Here is a 12,041-nt window from a genome sequence, read left to right as displayed (position 1 = left end):
GTATTATCTTCCCAGTACAAATACCGTAGGGACTTTATGCAGTTCAGGTTTTTCTTTTTGCCAGTTTTTTATGGTTTTTGTCCTGATGAATTCATGTTCAGGATCGTTGATGTTCGCAGCGATGCAGAGCTTTGTATTGGGCGACAGGAACTTGATAAGGTCTTCCAGCAGCTGATTGTTGCGGTACGGTGTTTCCATGAAAATCTGGGAATATCCGGTTTTCTGAACCATGCTTTCCAGATGCTGGATCTGTTTTTTCTTCTCGCTTTTATCAATGGGAAGATATCCATTGAACGTAAACTCCTGGCCATTGAACCCACTGGAAATTAAGGCCAGGATAATAGACGAAGGCCCTGAAATAGGGATTACTCTGATATTCTTCTCATGGCACCACTTCACCATCAGATTTCCGGGATCGGCAATACAGGGAAGCCCTGCCTCAGACAGCAGCCCGAAATCCTGCCCTCTCAGCATAAGTGCCTGCGCTTCCCGGATGTCCGCATTCTCCGTGTACTTGTCCAGCAGAAAAAGCTTGAGATCAGACTGCTTCTTTTCAGGCGCAAAGAATTTTACTACTTTCCTTGCGGTTTTTTCATTTTCAACAAAGAAATAATCCGTCTGCATGATGTAATCTTTGATCACCGGTGAAAAATGAGTGATGGAAGTATTTTCAGAAAGGTAGGCAGGGAGAAGGAAAAGCATTAGAGTTATGAGTTATAAGTTGTGAGTTATGAGTAACAGGAGGTAATTGTACACCTGGCTGGATGTTAATCTGACGTGATAAAAGCTTTTAACTGGCGGGCAATCTGTTCGCACCCTCTGTCGAGCAGCTGATACACGTCTTCGAAATCTTCCATATCGCCCCAATAAGGATCGGGCACTTCCGCATTTTCATGATTGCCGGCGGCTTCGAGGAAGAGGGCTGTTTTCCGGCGCTGCTCTTCATCAGCTGCTTTGGAGATGACATCTTCGTATACATCAATATCCATGCAGTAGATCTTATCAAAATTCTGAAAATCCTGGGCAGTAATCGGCCTGGAAACCTGTCGGGAAATATCTATTCCATGATTGGCTGCTGTTTTAACAGCTCTTCTGTCCGGGTGCTCGCCTTCATGCTGCGAAATGGTTCCTGCAGAATCTACAGAAAAGCCTTCCGGAAGCTTGGTTTTCATAATCCCTTCGGCAAGCGGGCTACGGCATATGTTTCCCAGGCAGACCATCAGTATGTTCATCGGTTGAGTACTTTTAAATGTTACAATGTTTGTTGCGTTACAAAACTAAACAAAAAATGAAGAATACGGATATTCTTCATTTTTCGGTGTATGTCAATGTAAAGTTTAGTGCTTTATTTTTTCGGTAAGCTCCTTTACATATTTTTTTACTTCCTTATCAATTTTAGAGACATCCTTAATAGTATCGCAGGCATACATTACAGTAGAATGGTCCTTCCCTCCCATCTCTTCACCAATTTTGGTAAAGGTGGCATTGGTGAATTCCTTGGCAAAATACATTGCCAGCTGTCTCGGAAGTGCAATTTCTCTTTTTCGGGTCTTGGAAAGCAGCTGTTCCCTTTTAATTCCGAAATAATCGCACACCACTTCCTGGATATATGGGATGTTGATGACTTTTTTCTGATTGGCCGCGATCTTATTGATGGTATCCTTCAACAGCTCAAGGCTCAGGTCAGACTTATAAATGGTTGAATATGCAATCACGGAATTGATCACCCCGATCAGCTCTCTTACATTGGTCTTCGTCTCAGAAGCAAGGAAATCCAGCATATCATCTGTAAGCACGATACCGTCCCGGCTCAGCTTATTGATGATGATCTTCTTACGGGTATCGTAATCCGGAGATTTGATCTCAGCAGAAAGTCCCCATTTGAACCTGGATACAATCCTGTCCTGGATATCCATGATATCTGCCGGTGCCTTATCGGAAGTCAGGATAATCTGTTTCCCGTTCTGGTGCAGATAATCGAAGATATGGAAGAAACTGTCCTGAGTAGCCGATTTTCCGGAAAGGAACTGGATATCATCAATGATCAGTACGTCCACCATCTGGTAAAAGTTGGCAAACTCAGTCTGCTTATGGGCTTTGGCTGCAGAGATAAACTGCTGGATGAATTTTTCTGAGGAAAGGTATAAAACCACTTTATCCGGGAACTGGCTTTTTACTTCCAGACCTACGGCCTGCCCTAAGTGGGTTTTCCCCACCCCATATCCTCCATATAAGAATAATGGGTTGAATGCGGTTGCTCCTGGTCTTTTTGCAATAGACCGTGCTACGGTTGCCGCAAACTTGTTGCTTTCTCCTTCTACGTAATTATCAAAAGAAAAATCTGATTTCAGGTTGGAATCGATATTCACTTTCTTGATCCCCGGAACGACAAAAGGATTGACGATATTGGATGAAAATCCCGGTGGCAAAGTTTCCTGAACTTTGGGCGTAGGAACGCTTTTGCCTTTCATATTCATGGTGACAGGTTTTTCCAGCCCTGCCGGCTTGTTTTCCATTACGGAATACCACAGCTTAACCCCTTTCCCGATGTTCTTCTTCAGGGCAGCCGAAAGTAAAGACAGGTAATTGTCTTCAATATATTCCTTGTAAAAATCACTCGGTACCATTAATGTAAGATTATTGTCCACCAAAGAAATCGGCTGGACTTTATCAAACAGAAGGTCGAAGGATTTTTCGAGTTTTTTTAAATCAGAATTATCTTCAGCAGCGTTAAGATTGTCCCGCATAAACTGAAGGCATTTCTGCCATATCAACATTAAATTTTCACCCATAACTTATGCCCTGATTATTCTTAGATTAGTACGTTTTGTAGAAGGGAGACAAAGGTCCAATTTTTTATTTTCAAAAAAAAATTTTGCAGGTATTGATTATTTAAAAATATATTTGTATGTATAAATTAAGCCTGATTATGATACACACAACACACTCATTAAGAGTACGTTACGGAGAAACAGATCCTATGAAATATGTCTACTACGGCAATTATGCAGAGTACTTTGAAGTGGGCCGGGTAGAACTTTTCAGGAGCATAGGAATGCCCTATAATGAGATTGAAAACCAGGGAATTTGGCTGCCGGTTTCGGAGTATAAAATTAAGTATTTAAAACCTGCCTTATATGATCAGAAATTGGAGATCCATACCTTTGTAAAAAAAATGCCCGGCGTAAGGATTGAATTCGATTATGAAATCTTCAATGAAGAAGGTGTAAAGATTACCGAAGCCTCCACCACTCTTTTCTTTCTGGACGCAGCCACACAAAAAGTGGTTAAATGTCCGGATTTTTTACTGAAACTGATTGAAAACAACTGGAAACATTAAATACATATGATGAAGATTGCATTTCTAGGGCCACAGGCAAGTTTTACCCAGCTGGCCGCTACCCAGTTCTTCCCGCACGACGAACTGATTCCGCAGGCCAACATCCTGGACTGCTTCCATGCGGTGGAAAACGGGACCGCTGATAAAGCTGTGGTTCCACTGGAGAATTCCATTGAGGGTACCGTGTCCATGACCCTTGATTACCTTTATAAGATCCCTTCGATCAAAATAGAAGCAGAGGGTGTAATGCCGATTGCCCATCATCTGATGGTTCATCCCGATAATGAACAGCAGGAACTGGAAAAAATATATTCCCATCCGCAGGCATTAGCGCAGACTTTTCATTTCCTGGACACGCATTATAAAAATACCATCAGGCAGGATTTTTCTTCCACAGCAGCGGCAGCACTGATGGTTTCGGAAAATCCAAAGCTCAGGATTGCAGCCGTGGCCAACCAGTTTGCAGCGAACCTGTATGGACTGAAAATCATCCATCGCAACATTCAGGATTTTGAGCAGAACCATACACGGTTTATTATCATATCCAAAGGCAATGAACTATATAACAACGCACAACTTGAAGTGCTGGGTGAAAAATCAGGGCTGTTGGTTACCCTTCCTGAAGACCATGCCGGCGGTCTTCATCAGGTGCTCTCTGTGTTCGCCTGGAGAAAAATGAATTTAAGCAAGATAGAATCCAGGACCCTGAAAACCGGTCTCGGAAATTATTTCTTTTATATTAATATCGCAGGCAAATGGGAATCGGTTCTGCATGAAAATGCGCTGGAGGAGCTGAAATCCATCCATGCGGAAGTTGATTTTCTGGGAAGCTACAAAGAATTTCTTCTTGAGGCTTAACTTTATATCGTTAAATGCTGTCTCAAAAGTCAGGATACCATTCTGCCTGATCTTTCTTATCTGTTTAATCTATTATACAGAAAGCAATAAGGCGCTTTTGAGACAGATTTATTTTCAGTATAATCAAGACAGGATTATCGATAGCTCTGCATACCTGTACTTTCTTTTCTTACATCATTTTCTATAAAGTTGTCATACAGGCACTTGCCTATATCATATTTGTTATTCAAAGCATAGTTATTGTTTTAATTGTAAGGCAATATCGAAGATAGACGGCTATATATTATGGTTTTCTCCAGCTTTTATAAAAAAAAACTACAGAAATAAAATATAATCGAAATTCTTCCACATCAGGATTATTAAATAATCAGATCATCTGCATTTTTCTTGAAGTCTACCCAATGTGACATAAATTTATTTTGATTTAAAAAAAATAGTTTTAAATTAGCGATATCGTTATTTTTACTTAAATTTTTTATACAAATCCGTGCTTTAATTAAAATCATAAACTTATAACCTATGAAAAAAGAAAAAAAATTCACTTTCTTAAGCATAATTTTTGCTATATTTGAATGAAACTAATCTACACTAAATATTAACTATTTAATCTTTTTAACATGAAAACAAAGTTCTACACCTTGCTTCTGTCCATTGCTGCAATTCCTGTTTTCTCCCAAGTTGGGATCAATACTACAACACCGCAGTCTACCCTTGATGTAAACGGTAATGTAATTATCAGACAGACTCCTCAGGGATCCAGTGTTTCAGGCTATCAGGTTTTGGCGATTAATCAGACGAATTCAGAAGTATCGCGATTAGATCCCGCACTTCTTTCGGGAGGTGGGTCAACCGTCAACAGTTCAGTATACGCAGCCAGAAAAGCATCGGGTTCCGTAACGCTTTTAAGTCTTGGGATTTTCCCCAGCGGTTTCCGTGCCGTTAATTTTGTGAATGCAGAACGAACTGTGGGACAGGCATCATTATTTTCAGATAATGACAATACGTATACAGTACCTTCCACAGGAGTATATGCCATTGGGTTCTACTTCCGTTACGGTACCGGGCTACAGGCAGCACTATTACCTAATTCTCCGGGTGTCGGATTGGTCAGAACCAGAGCCGGTGTCTCTACAGTGATCGACAGCCGTTCATTTTCTGGTGCCAATCTGGTTCTTTTAAGTCTGACCATTTCCGAAAGCAATGTGAATTCGCTGTACCCTCTACAGGCCGGAGACAAAATTTCGTTTGGTCTTACAGGATCAAGCGTTCTGGATGGCAGTATTTTGGCTACCAGTACCTCAAACTTTTACATTTATAAGATATCCGACTAAAAAACATATAGCTTAATAACTCTACACGATTAATCCATCATGCGTTTGTATGGTGGATTAATTATTTATATGAATCAATTGTGTATATTTGAAAGAGTGCTCTGCAATGAACTATATATTTTTCATTTTTATCCTGGTCGTTATCCTATTTGTTCTTTACCGGATGGATCAAAAGATCCGCCGTCTGGAACAGGAAATCCGCAAGATCAGCAACAGGTCTGCCGGTACAGCGGTGAATTCCGGCTCTCTGCCGGCAATATCAGAAGAACTCGATCATCAAAAATCTACTCCTGCTCGTGCAGAACTCCCGATAATAAAGCCGGATGATCAGGAAATGCCTCATCAGAAAGGGAACAACTGGTTTTCCCAGTTGTCTGAATTCCTGAAACAAAATGCACTTACCGTCGTAGGAATCTTTACCCTTGTCCTGGGAATCGGTTACTTTATCAAATATGCCGTAGACAATAACTGGATCGGAGAAACTGCGAGAGCAGCAATAGGTTTCATAGCCGGTCTTCTGATTATAGGAATCGGATATCCGGTAAGGAAAAATTACGCTGTATTTTCCTCTGTCATCACGGGTGGCGGAATTTCTGTACTGTATTTCACGGTAACCATTGCCTTTCGGGATTACCATCTGTTTTCACAGCAGGTCGCATTTGCCGTTACCTGCCTGATTACTTTGCTGTCCATTGCTTTTTCTTATGCATACAAAAGTGAAACGCTCAGTATATTTGCTTTATTAGGCGGGTTTGCCGCTCCGTTAATGATCAGTACAGGGCAGAGCAATTATCTTTTTCTCTTCTCCTACATCATGGTCCTGAACGCAGGAATGCTGATTATTGTGTGGTTAAGGGAACGGAGAAATACAGGCTGGATCTCTTTTATCCTGACTTTCTGTTATCTCTCCTACTGGACGGCATCAAAAACGGAAGCCCCGGCCATTTACTTCTACCTCCTCTCCTATGTTCTTTTTTATGCATACGGGCTTCAGGGATTTGTGAGAAACCGGACGCTCCTGGCCGCAGACATCCTGATGCTGGTCTTACTTAATTTTTTCAGCATTACAGGATTGGTCTATATATTCAACACGCTTCATCTGGAACCTGTTATCATCTTCCCGCTGGTTTTTGCCTTGCTCAATCTCATGCTTGCAATACGCGAATACCGGGCAAAAAGATCCGGTACCAGCTACTCAGTTTTTAGCGCACTCACCATCAGCCTGATTACGGTTGCTGCGGCTTTACAACTCAACACACACCTCATTACCAGTATATGGGCCATTGAGGCTACCCTGTTGCTCTTTATCCTGAAAAAAAACGGACATATTATCTTCAGGAAGGCTTTTTACGTCATTTTTCCGTTGGTGATGATAGCACAGATGGCTACATGGGCCCGGTATTTTGAAAAAGAAAACTTAAACATTGTCTTCAATCCGGTATTCATCACAAGCTGTGTAACTGCACTAAGTGCCGTGATTAATCTTTTGCTGATCAGAAGGAAAACCGAAACGGATGAAACGCCCTACTCACGGCTGGAGGTGATATGTTCTGCTACTGTATACTGCCTTATCTATGCTACCCTTCTTTTTGAACTGCTGTACCATATCTCAGCTCAACCTTTAACTGTAATCGACAGTATTGCAGCATTATATACACTATATTATATTTTCATACTACTTTTATGCAGCAAAGTACTTAAAATCAACAGGCCTGTACAAAACATACTCAATTATTCATTGCTGATCCTGACTGCAGTTCACATTTCCATCAACGGTTCTTTCCTGGCCGATAATATTCTGCACCACACAATACCGGGTACTTTCTATTTCGTGTATGCGCTATACCTTATTCCTTTAGCCTATACTGTATGGAATTTTTTCTCAAACAAAAAAGTACACCGTCCACCATTCGACTACCGAATCAATTCATTTGTATGGATTGTTACCCTAAGCCTGGAAATCGGCCATCTGTACATTCTGGGCAAAGGAATCGGAGTACACGACGGATTATACGGAAAACATTATATCACCCTGTATTTACCGATCATCTGGATGCTGCTTGCCAGCGTTTTTATTTATACCGGGATCAAAAAAGATTTGATAGAACTGCGTAAGATCGGTTTTTTCCTTACCGGGATTACGATTATTAAATTATACCTGTATGACGTATGGCAGATGGACCATGTTTCAAGGATCATTGCATTCATTATCTTAGGCATCATTTTACTACTAAGTTCATTTATATTTCAGAGGCTGAAGAAAATAATACAGTCATTAATCAAAAATGCTGATAAACAAAATCCAGAAAAACCGTGAATCCGTGAAAGAATGCGCTGTCAAATGATGTATCGAAACAGCATTTTCAATCATTATTCATAAAAATTAAGTATATTTATACCGTTTTTAATCATGCTTTAAATTTTTTATTATGAAAAAATTATTTTACTCCCTTTTAATACTGTCGTCAGCTATGCTTTTTGCACAGAAAAATACAGCTACCAGGTTTGCAGTAGCCAACGGTATTGTAGGAATAGTGGATATGTTCAATAATAAAAAGGATATGATCCAGAGCATGAATGTCTATAAGACCGCCGCCAATCTCCCACAGAGCCTGAAACAATATGCGTTTATTGCAGATAACGGAATTTCTGAATTCAAGATTAAATCCGGTTACGAGAACCTGGACAGGATTTCTCTGGCTTCCCTGAATGAGCAGTTCAGTATTCCTAAAGAACATCCGGTAGTTATTGATGGATATATTTTCAGTGATACCGCTACCAGAGTCTACGGAGATATCATAGCAAAAACGGAAGTGAAGGATTACGAAGGAAAGAAAACCTTATTTATTTCCACAAAATAGATGATAAGGGATATTTATACAGTATCCTTTAATATTTATTAGTCCACTTTTTCTTCAGTTCTTCATATATTTTCTTTTCCGTGGCATTATTCCCCGGTTCATACAGTTTAATATCCTTAATTTCAGCAGGCAGGAAGTCCTGATCTACAAAACTGCCCTCATAGGAATGAGCATATTTGTACTCCTTGCCATAATCAAGGTCCTTCATCAGTTTGGTCGGTGCATTCCTCAGGTGGAGGGGAACCGGAAGGTTACCCGTCTTCTTGACCAGGGCCAATGCTTCATTGATGGCCATATAGGTAGAATTGCTTTTCGGGGACACCGCAAGGTAAACGGCTGTTTCACTCAGGATAATCCTGGCTTCAGGATTTCCGATTACATTAACGGCCTGAAAACAACTGTTAGCCATGATGAGTGCGTTCGGATTGGCAAGCCCGATATCTTCCGAAGCAAGGATCAGCATCCTTCTGGCTATAAATTTAATATCTTCCCCTCCGGCAATCATTCTAGCCAGCCAGTATACCGTACCGTTAGGATCACTGCCGCGCATGGATTTGATGAATGCTGAAATGATATCATAATGCTGCTCACCGTTTTTATCGTACAGCGCCATCGTTTCCTGCAATACTTCCATGACATCTTGATTGGTGATCTCCCTGTCTGAATGGTCTTTGTACTGATTAAGCACGAGCTCTACAGAATTGATCAGTTTTCTGGCATCCCCTCCGGAATATTGTATAAAGGCTTCCTTTTCGGATATTGTAAAACGGGTATTTTCATCATGATTGTACCGTTCAGAAGCAATATCGATAAGTTCTTCCAGCTTTTCATAACTCAGGGCTTTCAATATGTATACCTGGCTTCTGGAAAGCAATGCCGATACCACTTCAAAACTCGGATTTTCTGTGGTGGCACCGATCAGGACAATCCATCCCTTTTCAACGGCATGGAGAAGAGAATCCTGCTGCGATTTATTGAATCGGTGAATCTCATCAATGAACAGAATTGGTGACTTACCGGAAAAAAGGTTCTGCTTTTTGGCATCTTCAATCACATCACGTACATCTTTCACTCCTGAAGAAACGGCGGAAAGTTTATAAAACTTCCTTCCGGACTGCTCAGAGATGATCTCTGCCAGTGTCGTTTTCCCGGTTCCAGGAGGGCCCCAGAAGATCACAGAATTCAGGGTATTGTTGTTCAGCATTTTCCTTATTGTCCCCTTTTCTCCGGTAAGGTGTTCCTGTCCCAAAACATCATTGAGTGTTTTAGGCCTTAATTTTTCAGCTAATGGTATATTCTGGTTCAAGATGTTGAATTTTAAACAGACCTTATCAGACATCACCTGCCTGCAAGAATCTGTACTGATACTACAAAGTTAAATTTTAATTTTTTAATCCCGCTATCGATAGCAGATGTATGAAATACATGCAATAATCATGAAGAAACCATCTTAATCAGATCATTTTCTTACAGATTCAATTCAGGAAATTCAGTTATAATACTGTTTTGAAGAAAGCAAAAGTGAGTATTTCATATCTAAAAACTGATTAACAAAGCATTTTATCTTCATATTTCCGTTTAAGGATCGTAAAATACAGGAGGTATGCAGTGAGGAAAAGCTGGAACCATTCAAAATCTAATTTGAAACGGGTATTGGCACTATGCGTAAGCGCGTAAGGAGCAGTAAAATTCAAAAAAAGCAGGACTGAAAAAGCCATCAGCTTCCACGATTTCTTTCTGTACAGAAAGATGAGTGAGCAGACCGTTAAGATATTGAGGATAATTACATACAGTTTACGCGTGATCCATATCGACAGGCTGTGATCATGGTAATACCTGGAGGGTACATACCAGAGCATCAGTGTATTCGCCAAAGCTTTCTTAACGACAATTAAGGGCTCGGCCGTTTCTATTTTCTTCACTTCACGCCGGTACAGATCTTCCATCCTGAATTCATCGGTATTCCGTCTCATGCGCAGGATTTCAGCCTCATGTGATACCGAATACACCTGAAGATCCTTAAAAACCTGCACATCTGAATAATAGCCGAAATACCGGTTCTGCCAGACCGGGGTTTTGGAGATAACCAACCTGTCAAAAGTGAGGTAATTGCGTATGACCCAGGGTGAATACCCGAGAACGACCATACCAAATACCAGGGCAAGCGGTTTCAGATTGGCTCTTCTGAAGATGTACAATGACATCAAAAGCAATAAAGCTAAAGGCACCACGACGACCTGACACAAAAACAGCAAAGCCGTACTCACTGAAAGCCGGATGATCCGCGCCGGATTCAAGCCTTTCAGCCAGACGTTGCTCCACTGGTACAGGAAATTCATGAAAATGATGATGAAAACATTGGTACTTTCAAGTGTATTGGAATAAATAAAATAAGCAGGCGACAAAAGAAAGAGGTAGCCGGTAAGCAGCCCGACATTTTTTATATTGAACATTCCCGAAATCCTGATCATCAGCACCGGAATGAAAAAGTAAATGATATGCTGCGCAATCACGATGACTTCTTTGGCGTAATCCTGGAAAAGAAACATGAAGGCGGAAAGAAACAAAGGATATACAGGCAGCTTATAAGCGGTTGGCCCTATACTGATGAACTCGGAATAGCTCCCATACCGGACTAAGTTTTCGGCAATGCTCCAGTCTTCAAAGGTATTGCCGTTGAAACCGGTAAGAAAGGAATATAGGATTTTACCTGTCAGTACAATACCGTTGAATATCAGCAGGGTTTTGAAATTCATCAGGAAACTGTATAGATTTTTCATAAGCAGATCAGGTCTTTTACGGCGCATCGATGCGAACTCATATGGATGCAGAACCGGAATTTGCGGTAAATATAAAACAAAATAAACAGGTATTAAAAATTCACAATGCCGGTATATGGTACCGTACGATCACAAATGATGCACTGATAACGGTTCCGCACTTTATTGATGCATTACCCAACAATTAACAACAAAACCGCGGTAATGTAATCCCGCTTTTATTTTTTTACCCTACTTTTGCATTGTTTTGAAACCTGCATTCAATAAAATCATTACTTTTCCTTTGGTAATTCTGATCCGGTTTTACCAATGGTTCATTTCGCCGTTGCTACCCAAGAACTGCCGTTATGAGCCTACATGTTCGCATTATATGGTAAAGGCGCTACAGGTTCACGGACCATTCAAAGGACTGTGGCTCGGCCTGAAAAGAATTGCCCGTTGCCACCCCTGGGGCGGGAGCGGTTATGATCCTGTTCCCCCTAAAAAACCTTAATTTAAACTACTAAAAAATAAAATAGACATGAATAGCATTTTTTTCAGGATTTACCTGTTCATACTGGTCTTTATGACGCAATGCATTTTTGCCCAGAGCTATCCGGACGGTATGTCTGAGGGAACTTTAAAGGTGAACTCGGCAGGCACTCCGGTTAAGATTTATACCACAACGGAGATCGGGGACCTTAATGCCTTTGCAGATAGGAAAACTGAGGACAATACGCTTGTTATCCTTAATGAATCCAATTTTGAGCCTTCCTATTTCAATTACAGCGCTGCAACCATGGAAAAATTCGGACAGGGAGGGTACCAGTTTTTTGATAAGGACTTCAGAATGCTTAAACTGCCTGTCACCAAAGAAAATGCTGAACAATTC

At 40.9% G+C, this 12,041-nt stretch carries 11 protein-coding genes; 6 read left to right on the top strand and 5 right to left on the bottom strand.

Annotation, left to right across the window (positions count from 1 at the left end; translation table 11 throughout):
- Positions 1-3 precede the first annotated feature (3 nt).
- From CGB83_RS19260 to dnaA, 3 genes are all read right to left on the bottom strand, one after another.
- Positions 4-702 carry an SAM-dependent methyltransferase gene (locus CGB83_RS19260; protein WP_100077290.1) on the bottom strand — a complete coding sequence of 233 codons (699 nt, stop codon included), beginning with the start codon at positions 700-702 and terminating at the stop codon, positions 4-6.
- Between the two features lie 65 nt (positions 703-767).
- Positions 768-1,232, bottom strand: a complete 465-nt coding sequence (locus tag CGB83_RS19255; protein WP_100077289.1) for a low molecular weight protein-tyrosine-phosphatase — start codon at positions 1,230-1,232, stop codon at positions 768-770.
- A gap of 105 nt (positions 1,233-1,337) precedes the next feature.
- Positions 1,338-2,792: a chromosomal replication initiator protein DnaA gene (dnaA, locus tag CGB83_RS19250; protein ID WP_100077288.1), complete on the bottom strand. Its 1,455-nt coding sequence runs from the start codon at positions 2,790-2,792 to the stop codon at positions 1,338-1,340.
- Positions 2,793-2,929: 137 nt separating this feature from the next.
- Here dnaA and CGB83_RS19245 point away from each other — a divergent pair, with 137 nt between their 5' ends.
- The 5 genes from CGB83_RS19245 to CGB83_RS19220 all read left to right on the top strand — a co-directional run bounded on the left by CGB83_RS19245 (position 2,930) and on the right by CGB83_RS19220 (position 8,390).
- Positions 2,930-3,340: an acyl-CoA thioesterase gene (locus CGB83_RS19245; RefSeq protein ID WP_100077680.1), complete on the top strand. Its 411-nt coding sequence runs from the start codon at positions 2,930-2,932 to the stop codon at positions 3,338-3,340.
- Positions 3,341-3,349: 9 nt separating this feature from the next.
- Positions 3,350-4,198, top strand: coding sequence for a prephenate dehydratase (pheA, locus tag CGB83_RS19240; RefSeq protein WP_100077679.1), 849 nt, complete (start codon positions 3,350-3,352; stop codon positions 4,196-4,198).
- Between the two features lie 617 nt (positions 4,199-4,815).
- Positions 4,816-5,529, top strand: coding sequence for a hypothetical protein (locus tag CGB83_RS19230; protein ID WP_100077286.1), 714 nt, complete (start codon positions 4,816-4,818; stop codon positions 5,527-5,529).
- 106 nt (positions 5,530-5,635) lie between these two features.
- The gene (locus CGB83_RS19225) at positions 5,636-7,846 is read left to right on the top strand and encodes a DUF2339 domain-containing protein (protein ID WP_100077285.1); all 2,211 of its coding nucleotides are present in this window, start codon (positions 5,636-5,638) and stop codon (positions 7,844-7,846) included.
- A 112-nt stretch (positions 7,847-7,958) separates the two neighbouring features.
- Positions 7,959-8,390 carry a hypothetical protein gene (locus CGB83_RS19220; protein ID WP_100077284.1) on the top strand — a complete coding sequence of 144 codons (432 nt, stop codon included), beginning with the start codon at positions 7,959-7,961 and terminating at the stop codon, positions 8,388-8,390.
- Positions 8,391-8,418: 28 nt separating this feature from the next.
- On the opposite strand, the gene CGB83_RS19215 is transcribed toward CGB83_RS19220, so the two are convergent.
- Both CGB83_RS19215 and CGB83_RS19210 read right to left on the bottom strand, forming a co-directional pair.
- The gene (locus CGB83_RS19215) at positions 8,419-9,696 is read right to left on the bottom strand and encodes a replication-associated recombination protein A (RefSeq protein ID WP_100077678.1); all 1,278 of its coding nucleotides are present in this window, start codon (positions 9,694-9,696) and stop codon (positions 8,419-8,421) included.
- Between the two features lie 241 nt (positions 9,697-9,937).
- A complete protein-coding gene (locus CGB83_RS19210; RefSeq protein WP_157761467.1) occupies positions 9,938-11,170 on the bottom strand; it encodes a hypothetical protein in 1,233 nt (410 codons plus the stop codon).
- A 247-nt stretch (positions 11,171-11,417) separates the two neighbouring features.
- Here CGB83_RS19210 and yidD point away from each other — a divergent pair, with 247 nt between their 5' ends.
- Positions 11,418-11,663 carry a membrane protein insertion efficiency factor YidD gene (gene yidD, locus CGB83_RS19205; protein ID WP_100077282.1) on the top strand — a complete coding sequence of 82 codons (246 nt, stop codon included), beginning with the start codon at positions 11,418-11,420 and terminating at the stop codon, positions 11,661-11,663.
- Positions 11,664-12,041 lie beyond the last annotated feature (378 nt).

The organism is Chryseobacterium camelliae, from assembly GCF_002770595.1.
GTDB classification, from domain to species: Bacteria; Bacteroidota; Bacteroidia; order Flavobacteriales; family Weeksellaceae; genus Chryseobacterium; species Chryseobacterium camelliae.
Note: the sequence above shows the minus strand (reverse complement) of the source record. Positions and strands in the feature narration are given on the sequence as shown.

Excerpts from the sequence above, each read along its gene's own strand:
- CGB83_RS19220 (WP_100077284.1), top strand. The coding sequence starts at position 7,959 with ATGAAAAAATTATTTTACTCCCTTTTAATACTGTCGTCAGCTATGCTT.
- CGB83_RS19225 (WP_100077285.1), top strand. The coding sequence starts at position 5,636 with ATGAACTATATATTTTTCATTTTTATCCTGGTCGTTATCCTATTTGTT.
- CGB83_RS19210 (WP_157761467.1), bottom strand. The coding sequence starts at position 11,170 with ATGAAAAATCTATACAGTTTCCTGATGAATTTCAAAACCCTGCTGATA.
- dnaA (WP_100077288.1), bottom strand. The coding sequence starts at position 2,792 with ATGGGTGAAAATTTAATGTTGATATGGCAGAAATGCCTTCAGTTTATG.
- pheA (WP_100077679.1), top strand. The coding sequence starts at position 3,350 with ATGAAGATTGCATTTCTAGGGCCACAGGCAAGTTTTACCCAGCTGGCC.
- CGB83_RS19245 (WP_100077680.1), top strand. The coding sequence starts at position 2,930 with ATGATACACACAACACACTCATTAAGAGTACGTTACGGAGAAACAGAT.
- CGB83_RS19230 (WP_100077286.1), top strand. The coding sequence starts at position 4,816 with ATGAAAACAAAGTTCTACACCTTGCTTCTGTCCATTGCTGCAATTCCT.
- CGB83_RS19255 (WP_100077289.1), bottom strand. The coding sequence starts at position 1,232 with ATGAACATACTGATGGTCTGCCTGGGAAACATATGCCGTAGCCCGCTT.
- CGB83_RS19260 (WP_100077290.1), bottom strand. The coding sequence starts at position 702 with ATGCTTTTCCTTCTCCCTGCCTACCTTTCTGAAAATACTTCCATCACT.